This is a genomic window from Arthrobacter sp. ov407 (assembly GCF_900102895.1).
Classification (GTDB): domain Bacteria; phylum Actinomycetota; class Actinomycetes; order Actinomycetales; family Micrococcaceae; genus Arthrobacter.
Map to the genome: position 1 here is coordinate 213,125 of NZ_FNGD01000003.1, position 21,258 is coordinate 234,382.

General features: G+C 66.8%; 18 protein-coding genes. 14 read left to right on the forward strand and 4 right to left on the reverse strand.

The window, feature by feature from the left end; genetic code table 11:
• Nucleotides 1-14: 14 nt before the first annotated feature.
• The 14 genes from BLS42_RS05485 to BLS42_RS05550 all read left to right on the forward strand — a co-directional run bounded on the left by BLS42_RS05485 (nucleotide 15) and on the right by BLS42_RS05550 (nucleotide 16,347).
• Nucleotides 15-1,856: an ABC transporter ATP-binding protein gene (locus tag BLS42_RS05485; protein WP_256336281.1), complete on the forward strand. Its 1,842-nt coding sequence runs from the start codon at nucleotides 15-17 to the stop codon at nucleotides 1,854-1,856.
• The gene (locus BLS42_RS05490) at nucleotides 1,853-2,245 is read left to right on the forward strand and encodes a GntR family transcriptional regulator (protein ID WP_090577728.1); all 393 of its coding nucleotides are present in this window, start codon (nucleotides 1,853-1,855) and stop codon (nucleotides 2,243-2,245) included. Before BLS42_RS05485 ends, BLS42_RS05490 begins: the two co-directional genes overlap by 4 nt.
• 66 nt (nucleotides 2,246-2,311) lie before the next feature.
• Nucleotides 2,312-5,260: an excinuclease ABC subunit UvrA gene (gene uvrA / locus BLS42_RS05495; RefSeq protein WP_090577730.1), complete on the forward strand. Its 2,949-nt coding sequence runs from the start codon at nucleotides 2,312-2,314 to the stop codon at nucleotides 5,258-5,260.
• Nucleotides 5,261-5,494: 234 nt separating this feature from the next.
• Nucleotides 5,495-6,163, forward strand: coding sequence for a lysophospholipid acyltransferase family protein (locus tag BLS42_RS05500; protein WP_090577732.1), 669 nt, complete (start codon nucleotides 5,495-5,497; stop codon nucleotides 6,161-6,163).
• Nucleotides 6,164-6,225: 62 nt separating this feature from the next.
• Nucleotides 6,226-8,235, forward strand: coding sequence for an excinuclease ABC subunit UvrC (uvrC, locus tag BLS42_RS05505; RefSeq protein ID WP_090577735.1), 2,010 nt, complete (start codon nucleotides 6,226-6,228; stop codon nucleotides 8,233-8,235).
• Between the two features lie 118 nt (nucleotides 8,236-8,353).
• Nucleotides 8,354-9,277, forward strand: a complete 924-nt coding sequence (gene rapZ / locus BLS42_RS05510; protein ID WP_090577737.1) for an RNase adapter RapZ — start codon at nucleotides 8,354-8,356, stop codon at nucleotides 9,275-9,277.
• On the forward strand, nucleotides 9,277-10,296 hold the full coding sequence (yvcK, locus tag BLS42_RS05515; protein WP_090577739.1) for a gluconeogenesis factor YvcK family protein: 1,020 nt from the start codon (nucleotides 9,277-9,279) through the stop codon (nucleotides 10,294-10,296). Before rapZ ends, yvcK begins: the two co-directional genes overlap by 1 nt.
• A gap of 10 nt (nucleotides 10,297-10,306) precedes the next feature.
• Nucleotides 10,307-11,287 (forward strand): DNA-binding protein WhiA, encoded by a 981-nt coding sequence (gene whiA / locus BLS42_RS05520; RefSeq protein WP_090577741.1) that lies wholly within the window; start codon nucleotides 10,307-10,309, stop codon nucleotides 11,285-11,287.
• 168 nt (nucleotides 11,288-11,455) lie between these two features.
• Nucleotides 11,456-12,079: a superoxide dismutase gene (locus tag BLS42_RS05525; protein ID WP_090577977.1), complete on the forward strand. Its 624-nt coding sequence runs from the start codon at nucleotides 11,456-11,458 to the stop codon at nucleotides 12,077-12,079.
• A gap of 267 nt (nucleotides 12,080-12,346) precedes the next feature.
• The gene (gene gap / locus BLS42_RS05530; protein ID WP_090577743.1) at nucleotides 12,347-13,357 is read left to right on the forward strand and encodes a type I glyceraldehyde-3-phosphate dehydrogenase; all 1,011 of its coding nucleotides are present in this window, start codon (nucleotides 12,347-12,349) and stop codon (nucleotides 13,355-13,357) included.
• A 10-nt stretch (nucleotides 13,358-13,367) separates the two neighbouring features.
• Nucleotides 13,368-14,594 (forward strand): phosphoglycerate kinase, encoded by a 1,227-nt coding sequence (pgk, locus tag BLS42_RS05535; protein WP_090577745.1) that lies wholly within the window; start codon nucleotides 13,368-13,370, stop codon nucleotides 14,592-14,594.
• Nucleotides 14,595-14,709: 115 nt separating this feature from the next.
• Entirely contained in the window at nucleotides 14,710-15,525 is an 816-nt protein-coding gene (gene tpiA / locus BLS42_RS05540) for a triose-phosphate isomerase (RefSeq protein WP_090577747.1), read from the forward strand.
• A 48-nt stretch (nucleotides 15,526-15,573) separates the two neighbouring features.
• A complete protein-coding gene (gene secG, locus BLS42_RS05545; protein WP_018772994.1) occupies nucleotides 15,574-15,831 on the forward strand; it encodes a preprotein translocase subunit SecG in 258 nt (85 codons plus the stop codon).
• Between the two features lie 120 nt (nucleotides 15,832-15,951).
• Complete coding sequence (locus BLS42_RS05550; RefSeq protein ID WP_090577749.1) at nucleotides 15,952-16,347, forward strand: RNA polymerase-binding protein RbpA; 396 nt, start codon at nucleotides 15,952-15,954, stop codon at nucleotides 16,345-16,347.
• Here the strand turns inward: BLS42_RS05550 and pgl are convergent.
• The 4 genes from pgl to BLS42_RS05570 are packed head-to-tail and all read right to left on the reverse strand — an operon-like array spanning nucleotide 16,306 to nucleotide 21,258.
• The gene (gene pgl, locus BLS42_RS05555; RefSeq protein ID WP_090577751.1) at nucleotides 16,306-17,118 is read right to left on the reverse strand and encodes a 6-phosphogluconolactonase; all 813 of its coding nucleotides are present in this window, start codon (nucleotides 17,116-17,118) and stop codon (nucleotides 16,306-16,308) included. The genes BLS42_RS05550 and pgl overlap by 42 nt on opposite strands.
• On the reverse strand, nucleotides 17,108-18,049 hold the full coding sequence (locus BLS42_RS05560; protein ID WP_018772991.1) for a glucose-6-phosphate dehydrogenase assembly protein OpcA: 942 nt from the start codon (nucleotides 18,047-18,049) through the stop codon (nucleotides 17,108-17,110). The genes pgl and BLS42_RS05560 overlap by 11 nt, the downstream gene beginning before the upstream one ends.
• Nucleotides 18,046-19,608, reverse strand: a complete 1,563-nt coding sequence (gene zwf, locus BLS42_RS05565) for a glucose-6-phosphate dehydrogenase (protein WP_090577752.1) — start codon at nucleotides 19,606-19,608, stop codon at nucleotides 18,046-18,048. The genes BLS42_RS05560 and zwf overlap by 4 nt, the downstream gene beginning before the upstream one ends.
• Before the next feature lie 15 nt (nucleotides 19,609-19,623).
• Nucleotides 19,624-21,258 (reverse strand): glucose-6-phosphate isomerase, encoded by a 1,635-nt coding sequence (locus BLS42_RS05570; protein WP_090577754.1) that lies wholly within the window; start codon nucleotides 21,256-21,258, stop codon nucleotides 19,624-19,626.

A 21,258-nucleotide genomic window follows, 5' to 3' on the forward strand; every position in this document is an offset into this window, starting at 1 on the left:
CGCTGAAATGGCGGATGGTCGGAGTCATCGCCGCAACCTGTGCGTTCGTGACACTCAACGTGGCGGCCCCGAAGGTCCTGGGCGACGCCACCGACGTCGTCGTCCAGGGCTTCCTGGGCGGATCCCTCGACGAGCAAGAATTGGCCGAGCGGCTGCTGGCGGTTTCGGCCATGTACGTTGGGGCGTCGCTGTTCAGCTGGATCCAGGGCAGCCTGACCGCCACAGCTGTGCAGCGCCTCAGCTATGGGCTCCGCGGCTCTGTGGAACAAAAACTCCATGTGCTGCCGTCCAGCCATTTCGAGGAGCAGCGCCGCGGGGACGTGCTCAGCCGGGCCACAAACGACGTGGACAATATCTCCCAGGCCCTCAACCAGCTCCTGAACCAGCTGATCATGTCCCTCCTCATGCTCTCCGCCGCACTCGCCATGATGCTGTGGCTCTCGCCGCTGCTGGCGCTGATCGCTGTCCTGTCGGTGCCGGTGTCCACGGCCATCACGGTGCTCGTGGCCCGGCACTCCCAGGCGCACTTCAAGGAGCAGTGGAGCAGTACTGGGGCGCTGACCGCCCAACTCGAAGAGTTCTTCACCGGCCACGAAGTGGTCAAGGCTTTCGGCCGGCAGGAGGCGTCGGCGGAGAGCTTCCGGGGGTTCAACGACAAGCTCACACGATCGAGCACCCGCGCCCAGTACTTGTCCGGCATCGTGCAGCCGCTGTTGATGTTTGTCGCCAACCTCAACTACATTGCGGTAGCTGTTGTTGGGGCGCTCCAGGTTACGGCGGGGGCGATGACCATCGGCGGCCTCCAGGCTTTCTTCCAGTTCTCCCGCCTCTTCAGCCAGCCCGTGGGCCAGATCGGCGGAATGCTGAATCTCATGCAATCCTGTCTGGCCTCGGCGGAGCGCGTGTTTGAGCTGCTTGACGCTCCGGAGATCCCGCCGGACAGCGCTGTGCCGGCCGTTTCGGCCAACGGAGCCGGCAAGCTTCATCGCGCCGGCTCCCCTCGAAAACTCCACGTCCTGCGCAAATCCTCCAACGGACGCAAACTCCGTGCCCCGGGCACGTCCCGGGCACCATGGAATAGGGGCGCGGTGGCAGGCCGGGTCACGTTCGAGGACGTCAGCTTCAGTTACACCCCCGGCACCCCCGTGGTGAAGGACCTCTCGTTCACGGTGGATCCGGGACAGACTGTGGCAATCGTAGGACACACCGGGGCCGGCAAAACCACCGTGGTCAACCTCCTGATGCGCTTCTACGAACTCGACTCCGGGCGGATCCTGGTGGACTCGACCGACATCGCCACCATCCCGCGCGACGAGCTGCGGAGCGCCTTCGGAACCGTCCTGCAGGACGCCTGGCTGTTCACCGGCAGCATCCGGGAGAACATCGAATACGGCCGTCCCGGTGCCACCGACGCCGACATCGTGGCGGCGGCCCGAGCCAGCCACGTGGACCAGTTCGTCAGATCCCTTCCGGCCGGCTACGCCACGATGCTCGGCAACGACGGGGACTCCCTGAGCCGGGGCCAGCGCCAGCTCGTCTCGATCGCGCGGGCGCAGCTCGCCGGGCGCAGCATCCTGGTGCTGGACGAAGCGACAAGTTCCGTTGACAGCCGTACCGAGCTGCAGATCCGGCATGCGATGGAGCGGCTGCGGGAAGGTCACACAAGCTTCGTGATCGCCCACCGTTTGTCCACGGTCCGGGACGCTGATCTAATTCTCGTCATGGACCACGGACGAATCGTTGAACACGGGACCCATCAGCAGCTGATGGCCAGGCGCGGGCTGTACAAGGATTTGTACGAGGCACAGTTCGCCGGTCGCGAACAAGTCCCGGCCGTCCAGGAGGCCGAACAGTGAGCCCCACGGACACCGCGGGGGAGCGTTTCCCCGGTTCCTGGCGGACCAATCCGGCCAGCTCCGTCCCGCTCTTCGAACAGCTCCGGCTGTACATCATTGAACGCGCCGACAACGGCACGCTCGCACCGGGCACCAGGCTTCCGGCCGTGCGGAGCCTTGCCGGCGAACTGGGCGTGGCCCCCCACACCGTGGCGCGGGCCTACAAGGAACTCGAGGCCGCCGGCGTCGTAGTGACGCGGGGCCGGAACGGCACCGTTGTCTGTGCCCGCGATGCCGCCTGGAGCTCGCTGTCCGCCGCCGCCGCAGAGTTCGCCGCGGCCGCCAAAGCCCAGGGCGCGAGTTTCGCCGAGTCCGTGCAGTTGCTGGCCGCCGCCTACGACCGCCAATAGCACCTCCGGCGCGGCCCTGGCGCGCAGAATAGTTTTTCGAAGAAGTTTTCGATTAGCATTAGATGCGTGCCTAAAGCTGTAGCTGAAGATCCAGCCGTTGAAGTCCATTCCGCCGTCGAGCCGCTGGCAGCCCGGGATGCCGCGCCGTCCCGCCCCGTCCTGAAACGTCCGGACATGACGCGCCTCGTCGTCAAGGGCGCGCGCGAGCACAACCTGCGCAACGTGGACCTGGACCTGCCGCGCGATGCGATGATCGTGTTCACCGGCCTGTCCGGCTCCGGCAAGTCCTCCCTCGCCTTCGACACCATCTTCGCCGAGGGCCAGCGCCGCTACGTCGAATCGCTCTCCGCCTATGCCCGGCAGTTCCTGGGCCAGGTGGACAAGCCCGACGTCGACTTCATCGAGGGCCTCTCGCCGGCGGTGTCCATCGACCAGAAGTCCACGAGCAAGAACCCGCGCTCGACCGTGGGCACCATCACCGAGATTTACGACTACATGCGCCTGCTCTGGGCGCGCGTGGGCCGGCCGCACTGCCCCGTCTGCGGGGAACCTGTGACCAAGCAGACCCCGCAGCAGATCGTGGACCAGCTGCTCGAGCTCCCGGACGGCACGCGCTTCCAGGTGCTGGCCCCCGTGGTCCGCGGCCGCAAGGGCGAATTCGTCGACCTCTTCAAGGAACTCACCGCCAAGGGTTACTCACGGGCCCGGGTGGACGGCGAGCTCGTCCACCTGAGCGATCCGCCGAAGCTGGGCAAGCAGTTCAAGCACACCATCGAAGTGGTGGTGGACCGCCTTGTGGTCAAGGAAGGCATCAGCCAGCGCCTGACCGACTCCGTCGAAACCGCACTCGGACTGGCGGAGGGCCGCATATTGGCCGAATTCGTCGACCTCGAAGCGGACGACCCCGAGCGGATCAGGGCGTTCTCCGAGCACCTCGCCTGTCCCAACGAGCACCCCCTGGCGATCGACGAGATCGAGCCCCGCTCCTTCTCCTTCAACAACCCCTTCGGCGCCTGCAGCGCGTGCAGCGGCATCGGCACCAAACTGGAAGTCGACGAGGAACTCCTCATCCCCAACCCGGAGCTCTCGCTCTCCGAGGGGGCCATCGCGCCGTGGTCGCTGGGCACCGCCACCACGGAGTACTGGAACCGGCTGCTGGCCGGCCTCGGCGAGGAGCTCGGCTTCTCCATGACGACGGCGTGGGAGAAGCTCGACGCCGACGTCCGGCAGACAGTCCTGCACGGCAAGGATCACAAGGTGGTGGTGCAATACCGCAACCGCTTCGGCCGGGAACGCAAGTACAGCACCGGCTTTGAAGGCGTCGTGCAGTACGTCCACCGCAAGCACGGCGAGACCGATTCAGACTATGCGCGTGACCGCTACGAGGAGTACATGCGGCAGGTCCCGTGCCCGGCCTGCAACGGCGCACGGCTGAACCCTGCCTCCCTCTCGGTGCTGATCAACGGCAAATCAATCGCCGAGGTCGCCGCGCTGCCCATGCGGGAATGCGCAGGCTTCCTCGAGAACCTCGTCCTCACCGGCCGCGAAGCCCAGATCGCCCATCAGGTCCTCAAGGAAATCCAGGCCCGGCTGACCTTCCTCCTCGATGTCGGGCTCGAGTACCTGAACCTGGAACGGCCCTCCGGTACCCTGTCCGGCGGCGAAGCCCAGCGCATCCGGCTGGCCACCCAGATCGGCTCCGGCCTCGTGGGCGTACTCTACGTCCTTGACGAGCCCTCGATCGGCCTGCACCAGCGGGACAACCGCCGCCTGATCGAAACGCTTACCCGGCTCCGGGACCTCGGCAACACCCTGATCGTGGTGGAGCATGACGAGGACACCATCCAGGAGGCCGACTGGGTGGTGGACATCGGACCGGGCGCCGGCGAGCACGGCGGCATGGTGGTCCATTCCGGCTCCTACCAGGCGCTGCTGGAAAATACGGATTCACTCACCGGCGACTACCTCTCGGGCCGGCGGAAAATCGAGATCCCCAAAAAGCGGCGCAAGTACGACAAGAAGCGCGAGCTCAAGGTGGTCGGGGCCAAGGAGAACAACCTCCTGAACATCGACGCCAGCTTCCCGCTGGGCCTCTTCACCGCCGTCACCGGCGTGAGCGGCTCGGGCAAATCCACCCTGGTCAACGAGATTCTCTACAAAGTGCTCGCCAACAAGCTCAACGGCGCCAAGCAGGTGGCGGGCCGGCACAAGTCCGTCCAGGGCCTCGAACACCTGGATAAGGTGGTGCACGTCGACCAGAGCCCCATCGGACGCACCCCGCGCTCGAACCCGGCCACCTACACCGGCGTGTTCGACAACATCCGGAAGCTCTTCGCCGAGACTACCGAGGCCAAGGTCCGCGGCTACCTGCCGGGCCGGTTCTCCTTCAACGTCAAGGGCGGCCGCTGCGAGGCCTGCTCCGGCGACGGCACGCTGAAGATTGAGATGAACTTCCTGCCGGACGTCTACGTCCCGTGCGAGGTCTGCCACGGCGCCCGGTACAACCGCGAAACCCTGGAGGTGCACTACAAGGGCAAGACCATCGCGGATGTGCTGAACATGCCCATCGAGGAAGGGGCCGAGTTCTTCGCGGCCTTCTCACCCATCGCGCGGCACCTCAACACGCTGGTCGACGTCGGCCTTGGCTACGTCCGGCTGGGCCAGCCCGCCACTACGCTCTCCGGCGGTGAGGCCCAGCGCGTGAAGCTCGCGGCCGAGCTCCAGAAACGCTCAAACGGCCGCAGCGTCTACGTCCTGGACGAGCCCACCACCGGCCTGCACTTCGAGGACATCCGCAAGCTCCTCATGGTGCTGCAGGGCCTCGTGGAGAAGGGCAACACGGTGATCACGATCGAACACAACCTCGATGTCATCAAGAGCGCGGACTGGATCGTTGACCTTGGCCCCGACGGCGGTTCGGGCGGCGGCCGGGTGGTCGCCTCCGGAACGCCGGAACAGGTGGCCAAGTCGAGCGAAAGCCACACGGCCGCGTTCCTGGCCGAGCTTCTCGCCTGAACACCCGTCGCCGGGGACCGTGCGGACGGGAAGCGCAAGCTTCCGCCGCACGCGTCCCCGCCGCACGGAACGTAACCCCTGATGTATTCGGGTGATGTATTCCTGGAGGAGCATGCGAATTTCTGGCATCCGTGCACTCGTGAGAAACTAAGCCGGTGACGCATACAACAGTGCCCGTGATCTTCGACCTGGACGGCACTCTTGTCGATCCCGCCCTGAACGAGGTGCACACCCATGGCAATGTTTGACGCAATCCGCTGGACTACGCGGGGGCTCGTATCCTCCACGTGCCGTCCCACGGTCATTGGCCTCGAAAACGTGCCCAAGGACGGACCGTTCATCGTGGCCCCGAACCATCTCTCCTTCCTGGACAGCGTGATCGTCCAGGCCCTCATGCCGCGGCCCGTGGCGTTCTTCGCGAAGGCCGAATACTTCACCACCGGCGGCGTCAAGGGCAAGGTCATGAAGTCCTTCTTCGAGGCCGTGGGCTCCATTCCGGTGGAACGCGGCGAGCAGGCGGCGAGCGTCCAGGCACTGAAGACGCTTCTGGACATCCTCGACTCCGGCAAGGGCGTGGGCATCTATCCCGAAGGTACCCGCTCCCGTGACGGCATCCTGTACCGCGGCCGCACAGGCGTCGGCTGGCTGGCCCTCACCACGGGCGCGCCGGTGATCCCGGTGGGCCTGATCGGCACGGAAAACCTGCAGCCCGCGGACAGCAAGTCCGTCAAACCGCAGCACTTCACCATGAAGGTGGGCGAACCGCTGTACTTCGACAAGACCGGGCCGGACCACTCCCTGCCGGCCCGCCGCCAGGTCACGGACCGCATCATGGACGCCATCGCCGACCTGAGCGGCCAGGAACGCTCCACGAGCTACAACCAGAGCAAGTCGGCCGAATAACGCACGCCATTGCCTGCAGGGCAAGTGCAACGGCAGCCCCTGCGGCTCAGTAGACTTGATGTGTGGCAGATCCAGCGAGTTACCGACCCCAGACGGGTGAAATTCCGACCAATCCGGGCGTGTACCGCTTCCGCGATCCGCACGGCCGGGTCATCTACGTCGGCAAAGCCAAGAACCTCCGGGCCCGGCTGAATACGTACTTCGCCAACCCCGCCGGGCTCATGCCCAAAACCTACGCGATGGTGCACACGGCCAGCAGCGTCGAATGGACTGTGGTGGGCAGCGAGCTCGAGTCGCTGCAGCTGGAATACACCTGGATCAAGGAATTCACGCCCCGATTCAACGTGATGTTCCGGGACGACAAAACGTACCCTTACCTGGCCGTCACGATGGGGGAGAAGTATCCGCGCGTCCAGGTGCTGCGCGGCGAGCGGCGCAAGGGGACCCGGTATTTCGGCCCGTACACCGCCGGCGCGATCCGGGACACCATGGACACCCTGCTGCGCGTGTTCCCGGTGCGCAGCTGCAGCCCCGGGGTGCTGAAGCGCGCAGAAGCCAGCGGCCGGCCCTGTCTGCTCGGCTACATCGACAAATGCTCCGCGCCCTGCGTCGGCCGGATTTCCGCCGAGGACCACCGCGCCCTCGCCGAGGACTTCTGCACGTTCATGGGCGGCGAAGCCAAGCCGTTCGTCAACCGCCTCGAACGGGAGATGGCCGCGGCAGTTTCCGAGCTCGACTACGAACGCGCGGCCCGGCTCCGGGACGACATCGTGGCGCTGAAGAAAGTCTTCGAACGTAACGCAGTGGTCCTCGCCGAGGGCACGGACGCGGACGTCTTCGCCCTGCACGAAGACGAGCTCGAAGCCGCCGTCCAGGTCTTCCACGTCCGCGGCGGCCGGATCCGCGGCCAGCGCGGCTGGGTGGTGGAAAAAGTCGAGGACTCCACCACGCCGGAACTGGTCGAACACCTGCTCCAGCAGGTCTACGGCGAGGAAGCTGGGCTGCAGGGCAGGTTGCCACGGGAAGTCCTCGTGCCCACCGAACCCAGCAACGCCACGGAGCTCACGCAATGGCTCAGCGGCCTGCGCGGGGCCCGGGTGGACGTCCGGGTGCCCCAGCGCGGAGACAAAGCCGCCCTCATGTCCACTGTCCGTGAAAACGCCGAACACGCCCTCAAACTCCATAAGTCCCGGCGCGCCGGCGACCTCACCATGCGCTCCCAGGCCCTTCAGGAAATCCAGGAAGCCCTCGAGCTTCCCGTGGCGCTGATGCGGATCGAGTGCTTCGACATCTCGCACGTCCAAGGCACCAACGTGGTCGGCTCCATGGTGGTGGTGGAGGACGGCTTGCCGAAGAAGTCCGAGTACCGGAAGTTCGCCGTAACCGGAGCCGCCGCCACGGACGACACCGCGGCCATGCACGATGTGCTGACCCGCCGGTTCCGGCACTATCTCCAAGAAAAAAGCGAGCAGGCGGCGGCCGCGGCCAAACCGGCACACCAGGCCGCGCTGGACGCGGCGACCGCCGTGGCGGTCGCTGACTCCACGACGCCGGCGCCGCGGAGCAAATTCGCCTACCCGCCCAACCTCGTCGTCGTCGACGGCGGCAAACCGCAGGTCAACGCCGCCGCCCGGGCCCTGGCAGAGCTGGGCATCGAGGACGTGTATGTGGTGGGCCTGGCCAAACGGCTCGAAGAGGTGTGGCTGCCGGAGAGCGACTTCCCGGTGATCCTGCCGCGCGCCTCCGCTGGCCTGTACCTGCTGCAGCGGATCCGCGACGAGGCCCACCGCTTCGCCATCACGTTCCACCGGCAAAAGCGCGGCAAGGCCATGACTGTCTCCGCGCTGGACAGCGTGCCCGGGCTGGGGGAGTCGAAACGCAAGGCCCTGCTGGCCGAGTTCGGCTCCGTGAAGGGCATCAAGGCTGCGACGCAGGAGGAACTCACCGGTGCCAAGGGGATCGGCCCTTCCCTGGCCGCAGCAATCGTCCGGCACTTCACCGCGGACGGCGGCGAGGAGGCCGCCACGGTTCCAGCCGTCAACATGACCACCGGTGAAATCCTCGACGCTTAGCTAGCGCCGCCAAACTTAGCTAGGGTAAAGACTTGGGTTACGGCATGGCCGCGGCATTACCGTGGCCCGCAAACCTGGTTGGACAGCAAATCGCACAGGCAGAGATGGGGCTTCACTGATGGCAGAGTCGACGGCAGGATCCGAGACGGATGCGGACGGCATGACGCCCGTAAAACCCGTCGAGGCGGAACTGCTCGTAGTGACCGGTATGTCGGGAGCCGGCCGGAGCACCGCCTCGGACGCCCTTGAGGACCATGGCTGGTACGTCGTGGAAAACCTGCCGCCGCAGATGCTCGGCACGCTCGCCGAACTGGTGTCGCGGACACCGCACTCGATGTCCAAGCTCGCCGTCGTGATGGACGTCCGGAGCAAGGAACTGTTCGTCGACATGCGCGCGGCCCTGCGCGCCCTGGAAGCCACCGGCGTGACCTTCCGGGTGCTGTTCCTCGACGCCAGCGACGACGTCCTGGTGCGCCGCTTCGAGCAGGGCCGCAGGCCTCACCCCCTTCAGGGCGGCGGCCGGATCCTCGACGGCATCGCGGCCGAACGCGAACTCGTCCGTGAATTGAAGGACACCGCCGACATCGTCCTGGACACCTCCTCCCTCAACGTCCACGGCCTCGCCACCGCCATCACGGAACTCTTCAGCGAGACCGGGCCGGTGGCGCTGCGGCTGAATGTCATGAGCTTTGGCTTCAAGTACGGGCTGCCCGTGGATGCCAACTTCGTGGCCGACGCCCGCTTCATCCCCAACCCGCACTGGGTGCCGCAGTTGCGCCCGCACACCGGGCTGGACAAGGACGTAAGCGACTACGTGCTGGAGGCCCAGGGCGTCAGCGATTTCGTGGAACGCTACGTGCTGGCTCTCGAACCGGTCCTGGACGGGTACCGGCGGGAGAACAAGCACTACGCCACCATCGCCGTCGGCTGCACCGGCGGCAAGCACCGCTCCGTGGCGGTCGCCGTCGAGCTGTCACGGAGGCTGGCGCAATATCCGCGCGTCACCGTGACGACGACGCACCGGGACCTGGGCCGCGAGTAATGGCGCTGCTGACCGGCCCGCTGCCTCTGGTCCCGCCTGCCAGCTCGGCATTCGCCAGCCAGCAGGACAAGGGCCCCTCCGTCGTCGCGCTCGGCGGCGGCCACGGCCTCTCCGCCTCACTGTCTGCCCTGCGCCTGCTGACCTCCGAGCTCACCGCGATTGTCACGGTCGCGGACGACGGCGGATCCTCCGGCCGGCTCCGTGAAGAGTACGGCGTCCTGCCGCCCGGCGACCTCCGCATGGCTTTGTCCGCGCTGTGCGACGACACCGACTGGGGCCGCACGTGGCGCGACGTCATGCAGCACCGCTTCGCCCCCGGCAAGGGCAGCGGCGGGTCCCTCGATGAGCACGCCATGGGCAATCTCCTGATCGTCACGCTCTGGGAGCTCCTGGGCGACACCGTTGCGGGCCTCAAGTGGGCCGGTGCCCTGCTCGGCGCCCGCGGCGAGGTCCTGCCGATGTCCAGCATCCCGCTGACCATCGAGGGCCAGATCCGGGTCACCGCCCCGGACGGCACCACGGCGTTGCAGACCCTCACCGGCCAGGCCAAGTGCGCGGTGGCGGGGTCGCTGGAACACGTCAGGCTCTTTCCCGAGAACGCACCGGCATGCGTGGAGGCACTGTCGGCGATCGAGCTGGCCGACTGGGTGATCCTCGGACCGGGCTCCTGGTACACGTCCGTACTGCCGCACCTGCTGCTGCCCGAAATGCGCGAGGCCCTCTGCAACACGGCCGCCCGCCGCTGCCTGACGATGAACCTCGCCACTGACACCAAGGAGACCGCCGGCATGACCGCCGCCGACCACCTCCGGGTGCTGCGCGAGTACGCGCCGGAGTTCACGATCGACGTCATCCTGGCCGACCCGGCGTCGGTCCAGGACCTGCCCGACTTCGAGGCGGCGGCAGGAATGCTCGGTGCCGAGGTGGTCTTGGGTAAAGTGGGGGCGTCTGGTCGCCGTCCGGTCCACGATCCATTGCGGCTGGCGACGGCGTACCACGATATTTTCGGGAACAGTTAGGAAAGGTGCTATGGCACTGACAGCATCAGTCAAGGAAGAACTTTCCCGTCTGGATATTAAGAAGTCCTCGGTCCGCAAGGCCGAGGTTTCGGCCATGCTCCGCTTCGCCGGCGGGCTGCACATCATCTCGGGCCGGATTGTGATCGAGGCCGAAGTCGACCTCGCCTCGACCGCCCGGCGGCTGCGCGCCGCGATCGCCGAGGTGTATGGCCACCAGAGCGAGATTATCGTCGTCTCGGGCGGCGGCTTGCGCCGCGGCAGCCGTTACGTGGTGCGCGTTGTGCGCGACGGTGAGGCCCTGGCCCGGCAGACCGGACTCCTGGACGCCCGCGGGCGCCCCGTGCGCGGCCTACCGTCAGTAGTGGTGAACGGCTCCGCTGCGGACGCCGAGGCTGTCTGGCGCGGCGCCTTCCTGGCGCACGGCTCGCTCACCGAGCCCGGCCGCTCCTCGGCCATGGAAGTCACGTGCCCCGGACCTGAATCCGCCCTGGCCCTCGTCGGCGCTGCCCGCCGCCTCGGCATCCAGGCCAAGGCCCGCGAGGTCAGGGGAGTGGACCGCGTGGTGATCCGCGACGGCGACACGATCGCCGCACTGCTGACCCGCATGGGCGCCCACGACGCGCTCATGGTCTGGGAGGAACGCCGCATGCGCAAGGAAGTCCGCGCCACGGCCAACCGGCTCGCCAACTTCGACGACGCCAATCTTCGCCGCTCCGCCCAGGCCGCCGTCGCCGCCGGTGCCCGTGTGGACCGAGCCCTGGAAATCCTGGGCGACGACGTCCCGGACCACCTCAAGTACGCCGGTGAGCTGCGGGTCGCTCACAAGCAGGCCAGCCTGGACGAACTTGGCCGCCTCGCCGACCCCGTCATGACCAAGGACGCCATCGCCGGCCGGATCCGCCGGCTCCTGGCCATGGCGGACAAGCGCGCCCAGGACCTCGGCATCCCCGGCACGGAGGCCAATGTGACGCCGGAAATGCTCGACGACTAGCCCGACCCTAGAATCAACAGCAGGAAAATACCGGGAATGGAAATACCCGGGAGCCGCGGCGGGTTGTTGCCGTTGGATCCCACCGCAATCTTCCGGATGCCTCGCATCCGGATGGACAATCCGAGAGTTACCGAACCGGACAACCCGTCCACGACATTGGAGGATTTTGTGACCGAGTACGTACTGCCAGAGCTCGACTATGACTACGCAGCGCTGGAACCGCACATCTCCGCGAAGATCATGGAGCTGCACCACAGCAAGCACCACGCCGCCTATGTGACCGGCGCCAACAACGCCCTCGCCCAGCTGGCCGATGCGCGCGAAAAGGGTGACTTCGCCAACATCAACCGCCTCTCCAAGGACCTCGCGTTCCACACCGGCGGCCACATCAACCACTCCGTCTTCTGGAAGAACCTCTCCCCGGACGGTGGCGACAAACCCGAGGGCGAGCTCGCCGCGGCAATCGACGACGCCTTCGGCTCGTTCGACGCGTTCCGTGCCCAGTTCAGCGCGGCGGCGCTGGGCCTGCAGGGCTCCGGCTGGGGCTTCCTGGCGTACGAGCCCATCGGCGGCAATCTGGTCATCGAGCAGCTCTACGATCAGCAGGGTAACGTCGCACTCGGCACCACCCCGCTGCTCATGCTGGACATGTGGGAGCACGCCTTCTACCTGGACTACGTCAACGTCAAGGCCGACTACGTCAAGGCCTTCTGGAACATCGTCAACTGGGCCGACGTCGCCAAGCGCTTCGACGCGGCACGCAAGAACGCGACGGGTCTCATCACCCTCTAAGGGGTGACGGGCTCGACTCCCGTTTGTAACAAACCTCACATTACGGGCCCCTTAGGCCCGAAATGTGGACGGACTGCCCCTGCACTTGCGGGGGCAGTCCCGGTTAAACGTAAGATGGATCACGGAAGGCGGTTAGCCTTCAGCAATGTGGCTGGTCGCCCTCCGATCTGGTAATTATCTCTGCCCAATGGCGTGCGGGATCTGTTAGTTGGCTTGAACGCCTTCTCAACTAGTCGTGCTCGCAAGAGCACCAAGGAGACTGAAAACGTGACGACCCGTATTGGCATCAACGGCTTTGGCCGTATCGGCCGCAACTACTTCCGCGCCGCCCTCGCACAGGGCGCAGACCTTGAGATCGTTGCGGTCAACGACCTCACCAGCCCGGAAGCCCTCGCTCACCTCCTCAAGTACGACTCCGTGGGCGGCCGCCTGGCCGAAACCATTGAGGTCAAGGACGGCAACATCGTCGTCGACGGCAACATCATCAAGGTCCTCGCCGAGCGCGATCCCGCCAAGCTGCCCTGGGGCGAGCTCGGCGTCGACATCGTCATCGAGTCCACCGGCTTCTTCACGAAGGCCGCCGATGCGCAGAAGCACATCGACGCCGGTGCCAAGAAGGTCCTGATCTCTGCCCCCGCGTCGGACGAGGACATCACGATCGTGATGGGCGTCAACGACGGCCTGTACGACAGCGCCACACACCACATCATCTCCAACGCCTCCTGCACCACCAACTGCCTCGGCCCGCTGGCCAAGGTCATCAACGACGCCTTCGGCATCGAGCGTGGCCTGATGACCACCATCCACGCCTATACCGCCGACCAGAACCTGCAGGACGGCCCGCACAAGGACCTCCGCCGCGCCCGCGCCGCCGCCATCAACATGGTGCCCACCTCCACGGGTGCCGCCAAGGCAATCGGCCTGGTCCTGCCGGAGCTCAAGGGCAAGCTCGACGGCTACGCCATCCGCGTGCCCGTCCCCACCGGCTCCGCCACGGACCTGACCGTCACGGTCTCTCGCGAGACCACCGTCGCTGAAGTCAACGCCGCCCTCAAGGCAGCATCCGAGAGCGACGAGCTCCGGGGCCTGCTGACCTACACGGACGAGCCGATCGTGTCCTCGGACATCGTCGGCGACCCGGCGTCGTCCATCTTCGATTCCGGCCTCACCAAGGTGATCGGCAACCAGGTCAAGGTTGTGTCCTGGTATGACAATGAATGGGGCTACTCCAACCGCCTCGTGGACCTGACGGAGCTTGTCGCGGCCAAGCTGGGCTAGGGTAAGACTCATGACATTCCACACCCTCAACGAACTGATCGCTGATGGTGTCCGCGGGCGGTACGTTCTGGTCAGAAGTGACCTGAACGTGCCGCTCGACGGCTCTACAGTGACTGACGACGGCCGCATCAAGGCCTCCCTGCCAGTGCTGGCGAAGCTCACGGACGCCGGTGCCCGCGTGCTGGTCACAGCCCACCTGGGCCGCCCCAAGGGCGCCCCGGAGGAGAAGTACTCACTCAAGCCCGCAGCCACGCGGCTGGCAGAGCTTGCCGGGTTCAAGGTCAAACTTGCCGCCGACACGGTCGGGGAGTCGGCCAAGGAGCTGTCCGCAGCGCTGCAGGACGGCGAAGTGCTGGTCCTGGAGAATGTGCGCTTCGACGCGCGCGAGACCTCCAAGGCCGACGCCGAACGCGGCGCCTTCGCGGACGAGCTCGTCGCCCTGACCGGAGACAACGGCGCCTTCGTCGATGATGCCTTCGGTGCCGTGCACCGCAAGCACGCCAGCGTGTACGACGTCGCCACCCGGCTGCCGTCCTACCAGGGCGACCTCGTCCGCACCGAGGTCGAGGTGCTGCGCAAGCTCACCACCGACACCCAGCGGCCCTACGTCGTTGTCCTCGGCGGCTCCAAAGTCTCCGACAAGCTCGCTGTCATCGACAACCTCCTCGGCAAGGCGGACACGATCCTGGTGGGCGGCGGCATGCTGTTTACCTTCCTCGCCGCCGCGGGCCACAAGGTCGCGGGCAGCCTGCTCGAAGAGGACCAGATCCCGGTCGTCCAGGACTACCTGAAACGGGCCGCGGACGCCGGTACCGAGTTCGTCGTGCCCACCGATGTTGTGGTGGCGGGCAAGTTCGCCGCAGATGCCGAGCACGAGACCGTCGCTGCCGACGCCATCGAGTCGAGCAGCTTCGGAGCCCAAGGCATCGGGCTGGACATCGGGCCGGTATCGGCAGCGGCTTTCGCGGAACGGATCAAGGGTGCGAAGACGGTGTTCTGGAACGGTCCCATGGGCGTGTTCGAATTCGCGGCCTTCTCCGGCGGTACCCGGGCCATCGCCCAGGCGCTGACGGAGACGGACGGGTTCACGGTGGTTGGCGGCGGCGACTCCGCGGCAGCGGTCCGGACCCTCGGCTTCTCGGATGACCAGTTCGGCCACATTTCCACCGGCGGCGGCGCAAGCCTGGAGTACCTTGAAGGCAAGGAACTCCCCGGCCTGAGGGTCCTCGACCGTTAGAAGCACTGACCGTTAGAAGCAGCGGCCGCCAGGCCATCGAGCCGGCAGGGTGCCTTCCGCAAGGAACCGGCACCCTGCCGGCTGCTCTCATACCACAAGCACTCTTGGAGATCATGTGACCACGTCAACCAACGGCAAATTCGACCGCAAGCCCTTCATCGCCGGCAACTGGAAGATGAACATGGACCACGTCCAGGGCATCACCCTCTTGCAGAAGCTCGCGTGGACCCTGTCCGACGCCAAGCACGACTACAGCCGGGTGGAGGTCGCCGTCTTCCCGCCGTTCACGGATCTCCGCGGCGTCCAGACTCTTGTCCAGGGTGACGAGCTCGCAGTGGTCTATGGCGGCCAGGACCTCTCCCAGTTCGACTCCGGCGCCTACACGGGCGATATCTCCGGGCAGTTCCTGGCCAAGCTCGGCTGCAGTTACGCACTGGTCGGCCACAGTGAACGCCGCACCATCCACAACGAGTCCGACACCGTGCTCAACGCCAAGACCAAGGCCGCCTTCCGGCACGGGATCACCCCCGTCCTGTGCGTCGGCGAAGGCCTCGAGATCCGCCAGGCCGGCACCCACGTGGACCACACGCTCGCCCAGCTGCGCGCCGGCGTCGAAGGCCTCACCCCGGAGCAGGCTGCCGAGCTCGTTGTCGCCTACGAGCCCGTCTGGGCCATCGGCACCGGCGAAGTTGCCGGCCCGGAGGACGCGCAGGAAATGTGCGCAGCCATCCGTGCCGAACTGTCCACCCTCTTCGGAGCCGACGTCGCCGCCAAGACCCGCCTGCTCTACGGCGGCTCGGTCAAGGCCAACAATGCGGCCTCGATCCTGAAGGAACGCGACGTCGACGGCTTGCTGGTCGGCGGTGCCAGCCTGGACGCTGCGGAGTTTGCTAATATTGTCAGGTTCGAGAGTCACCTGTTGACGGATTAGTCCGGACACAGCCTGACCCCCGTAATCCAATCCTTCTGAAAGGCCGTCGTGGACGTTCTTCATGTCATTCTGCAGGTCCTCCTGGGCATCACCAGCCTCCTGCTGACGTTGCTCATCCTGCTCCATAAGGGACGCGGAGGCGGCCTGTCCGACATGTTCGGTGGCGGCATGAGTTCGGGTCTGAGCTCATCCGGCGTCGCCGAACGGAACCTCAACCGGTTCACGGTCATCCTGGGCATCACCTGGGGCGTTGTGATCATCGCACTCGGCCTGCTCATGCGGTTCAGCACGGGCGCCGACTCCTAGGTCGTTCGTCCGAAAACTTCATAAGGGGTCCTTAAGGCCCTCCCGGCATCGGGAACTCCCCAACTACACTGTGGCTGTCGTCTAGCACGCTTCCACCAGCTAAGTAGCCAGGAGTTCCCGATGCTGCATTCTGCTTCCGGATTCAAGGGAATCCGTGTGGGCGCCACCGAGGGGGCATCTCCCCGCCATGAGCCACTGAACGGGGCCGGCGTACGCCAGCCCCGTATTCGTGTCTCCTTCCGGTGCGCCAAGGGCCATGAAACCGCACTCGTGTTCGCGCAACTGCCGGAGGAGCAGATCCCCGGAGTTTGGGACTGCCGGCGCTGCGGCGGGACCGCAACCCGCGACGAAACAAAGTTTGCCCTGGAGGAAGCGCCAACGGAGGGCTTCAAGACCCACCTGGAATACGTTAAAGAGCGGCGCTCCAGCCAGGACGCCGAAGACGTGCTGGCCGGAGCGCTGGAACGGCTACGCTCAGGACGGGCCCTTCCGGACGAGCTGCTCCGGGACCCGTGAGGCCGCGTCTTCGTCAATCAGCCACAGGGTTTCCCGGCGGCCGCGCGGCCCCGCCGCGGGAACCTGCACGGGGTTGGCGCCAGCGAGGGCCAGTCCCACGGCGCCGGCCTTGTCGTCGCCGGCCACCACCATCCACACCTCTGATGCCGTGTTGATCGCCGGCAACGTCAGCGATACCCGGGCCGGCGGCGGCTTGGGGGAGTTGAGGACGCCGACGACAGTCAGTTCCTTCTCCCGGATGCCGGCCTGCTCAGGGAAGAGCGACGCGACGTGGGCGTCCGGCCCGACGCCGAGAAGGACGATATCCAGGCGCGGGAGCCGGGCCGGATGTTCCGGTCTGTCGTCGGACATGTCCGCGGAGTGCTCGGCGGCTGCAGCCTCAGCGAGGCGGCGCGCATAGTCCGCCGCAGCTTCGTCCGGGCTGTCGAAGTCGTCGGTGGAACCGGGCACATGGACGCGCGCCGGATCAACACTGATATGGGACAGGAGGGCTTCCTGGGCCTGGCGGGCGTTGCGTTCGGCGTCGTCGGCCGCCACGAAGCGCTCGTCACCCCACCAGAAGTTCACCTTGGACCAGTCGACGGCCGGCCTCGCCGGTGATTCAGCCACGGCCTTGAGCGAGCCGATGCCCATTGTGCCCCCGGTAAGCACCACCGTGGCCTCGCCGTGCCGGTCCTGGATATCCACGAGCTTGGTGATCAGGCGGGCTGCGATCGCAGCCATCAGGACAGTCGAGTCAGGATGGATGCTTACTCTCGGGTCAGCGCTCACTGGGACGGACACTCCTTAGGTTGGTACGTGGCAGTCCCATAGTAATCACTTCGCCGAAGACTTCGTCCGGATCCAGGCGGCGCAGTTCTTCGGCCAGGCAGTCCTTGAGGCTGCGTCGCGGCAGTGAGATCCGCTGCGCGGGCTGGCCGGGCTGGGTCAGCTCCGCAATGGTGAGTCCGGGCCGGAAGAGCTGGATGTCGCCGCCGGGCCGGGTCAGCCGGACACGGCGGATGCCGGTGCCTGCCGGATCGGCCACGATCGTGACCGGAACATCCAGGGCGAGGGTGAGCCAGGCCGCGAGCAGCACGGTGCTGGGGGAGTCCGAGGCGCCCTCGACGGCGACGGCCGTCACCGGCGAGTCGTCCACCTGGTCCAGGACCGCGGCCAGCTGGATGCGCCAGTTAGTCAGGCGGGTCCAGGCGAGGTCAGTGTCGCCGGCCTTGTAGGTGCGGCGGATGTTTTCCAGCGCCGCGACGGGATCCGCTTCATTGGCCGAGTCGGTGATCCGGCGGTGCGCGATCCCCCCGATCGAGGTCTGGCACGCGTTCCGGGGCGCGCCGTGCGGCCACCAGGCCACAATGGGCGCGTCCGGGAGCAGCAGCGCCGCGACGAGGGATTCGCTTTCCTCGGCGAGTTCGCCGTAGCCGCGCAGCAGGATGACCTCGGAGGCTCCGGCGTCGCCGCCGACGCGGATCTGGGCGTCCAGCCGGGTCGGGGCCGAGGCCCCGGCGTCGGCCAGGACGATGATCCGGCACGGGTGTTCCCGGCTGGCCTCATTGGCGGCCTCGATGGCCTCCTCCTCGAGCCCCGAGCGGGTGACGACCACAAGGGTCAGCACCCGGCCCAGGGCGATCACGCCGCCCTGCTCGCGCAGGGCCATGATCTTCTTGGAAATCTTGGAAGTGGTGGTGTCGGGAAGATCTACAATCATGGCCTTCTCCAGGTTCGTCCGTCGCGGGCAAGGAGCTCGTCGGCCGAGGCGGGGCCCCAGCTGCCGGGAGCGTAGGGCTGGGGCTGTTCGTCAAGGCCGGCCCAGTACTCCTCGAAGGGGTCCAGGATCTTCCAGGACAGTTCGACTTCGGCGTGCCGGGGGAACAGCGGCGGTTCGCCCAGCAGCACGTCCAGGATGAGGCGTTCGTAGGCCTCCGGGCTGGACTCGGTGAAGGAGTGGCCGTAGCCGAAGTCCATGGTGACGTCGCGGACTTCCATCTGGGTGCCCGGGACTTTGGACCCGAAACGGATCGTTGCGCCCTCGTCCGGCTGGACCCGGATGACCACCGCGTTCTGGCCGAAATCGTCCTCGCCGTGGTCGGTGAACAGCAGGTTCGGCGCCCGCTTGAACACGACGGCGATCTCCGTCACCCGGCGGCCTAGCCGCTTGCCGGCGCGCAGGTAGAACGGCGCCCCGGACCAGCGCCGGGTGTTGATGTCCACCCGGATCGCGGCGAACGTCTCGGTCTTCGAATCGGCCGGGATGCCCTCCTCCTCCAGGTAGCCCAGCACCTCCTCGCCGCCCTGCCAGCCGCCCGTGAACTGTCCGCGGGCGGAGTGGGTGGAGAGGTCCTCGGGGAGCCGGACGGCGGCGAGCACCTTCTCCTTCTCGGCACGAAGGTCATCGGCGTTGAAGGAGATCGGCTCTTCCATGGCCGTCAGGGCCAGCAGCTGCAGCAGGTGGTTCTGGATCACGTCGCGGGCCGCGCCCACGCCGTCGTAGTATCCAGCCCGGCCGCCGGTGCCGATGTCCTCGGCCATGGTGATCTGGACGTGGTCAACATAGTTGGCGTTCCAGAGCGGCTCGAAGAGCTGGTTGGCGAAGCGCAGCGCCAGGATGTTCTGCACCGTCTCTTTGCCCAGGTAGTGATCGATCCGGAAGACCGCGTCCGGCGGGAACACCGACTCGACGATGTCGTTGAGCTGGCGGGCCGATTCGAGGTCATGCCCGAACGGCTTTTCGATCACCACGCGGCGCCAGTTGTCGCCCGCGGCCTGGGCCAGGCCGTGCTTGGAGAGCTGGCGGCAGACCTGCTCGAAGGCCTTCGGCGGGATCGAGAGGTAGAACGCGTGGTTGCCCCGCGTCCCGCGCTGCTCGTCGAGCTCATCGATCGTTTCGCTGAGCCGCTTGAACGCCTCGTCGTCGTCGAACTCGCCCTGCACGAAGCGGATGCCCTCGGAGAGCTGCTTCCAGACCGTTTCATCGAACGGGGTCCGGGCGTAGGCCTTGACCGACTCCTTGACCTCCGCCGCGAAGTCCTCGTTCGCCCACTCCCGGCGGGCAAAGCCCACCAGAGCGAAGCTCGGTGGCAGCAGCCCCCGGTTGGCGAGGTCATACACGGCCGGCATGAGCTTCTTGCGGGCGAGATCCCCGGTCACGCCGAACAGGACCAGCGATGACGGCCCGGCAATTCGGTTCAGACGGCGGTCACGGGGGTCCCGCAGCGGATTGCGCCGCCGGCCGGCCGTGTTCCTGCCGCCGTTGTAGGTTTCTGGCATGGTTGCGTGGGTGCCTTAGCTTTCAGTGGAGGATGCTGCCTGGCCGGCAAGGGACGTGACGAGCTCCTGGAGCTGCTTCACACCCGCGGCGCGGTCAGTCAGGTGCAGGCGGAGGACCGGACGGCCGTGCTCGGACAGGACCTGGGCATCCCCTGCGGCCTGCGCCGAGATCAGCTCGCCGAACGTAAACGGCCGGTCCGGGATGGCGAGGTCCGTCGCGGAAGCGGCCGTGACCTGCAGGAAGACGCCGATCGCGGGTCCGCCCTTGTGGAACTGGCCCGTGGAGTGCAGGAACCGCGGGCCCCAGCCGAACGTGACAGGGCGCCCGCTGACAGCGGCCAGTTCGTCCCGGACACCTTCGAGGCTGTCGTAGGCGAGCCGGTCGAAATAGGCCTGGACGCTCAGGTAGCTGTCCGGGCCGAGTTCGGCGAGCAGGGCGCTGACGGCCTCTGCAGCCGTGCTGGCGTCGCCGAGCCATTGCCCGCCGCGGACCTCGATGGCGCCGTCGGTGAAGTTCGCCGGCGTCGGCTCCGGCTGGGCGTCCAGCAGGCCGCGTGCGGCGATCTTGGCCGCCTCGACGTCGGGCTGGTCGAAGGGGTTGATGCCCAGCAGGCGGCCGGCCACGGCGGTGGCGAACTCCCACACCATCATCTGAGTGGCCAGTCCGCCGGCAATGGCGACCTCGTTCTCACCGAGTTGCACGTCGGCGTCAGCCGCGACGAGCCGGACGACGAGGACATCGGCAGCGCCAAGGGTAGCTTCCGGGGAGGCAGGACCCGCGACGACCGGCAGGACGCCGGTGCCGAGCTTGCCGGTGGATTCGGCGATGAGCTGTTCGGCCCAGTCGGCGAAGCCCACGATCCCGGAACCGTCCTCCGCGATGACGATCTTGTTGCGCAGCGGGTTGGTGCCGCCCAGGGCGGTGCCGAGGGCGAGGCCGATGTTGTCCTCCGAGTCCTCATTGAGGATCTCGGCTGCTTCTTCCGCTTCGTCCAGGAAAGCCTGGATGTCCACGCCGGCCAGCCCGCAGGGGACCAGGCCGAAGGCGGTCAGGGCCGAGAAACGGCCGCCGACGTTGGGGTCGGCGTTGAAGACGGCGCGGTAGCCGGCCTCCCGTGAGGCTTTGTCCAGCGGCGAACCCGGGTCTGTGACGATGATGATGCGGGTCTTCGCGTCGATGCCGGCATCGGTGAAGGCCTGCTCGAAGATCCGGCGCTGGGAATCGGTCTCCACGGTGGAGCCGGACTTGGAGGAAACGACGATGGCCGTTTCGGCCAGACGGTCCGCCAATGCGGCACTGACCTGCTCGGGGTCGGTGCTGTCAAGAACAGTCAGCTCGACGCCAGCGGTGCCTGCGATGACTTCAGGCGCCAGCGAGGAGCCGCCCATGCCGCAGAGGACGATCCGCGTAACGCCCTCGGCCTTCAGCGCATCGCGAAGTTCAAGAATGTCGCCGACCAGCGGCTGGGAGACGGTAGCCGCCTCGACCCAGCCCAGCCGGACAGCTGATTCCTGCTCTGCGTCCGGACCCCAGAGGGTGTGGTCCTTCGCGAAGATCCGGGTAGCAATGCGGTCCTCCAGCAGTGCCGGAAGGTGCTGCTCATGTGCCTGGCGGGCTGCGCCGGTGGCGTCGTAGCTGAGTGTGCTCAT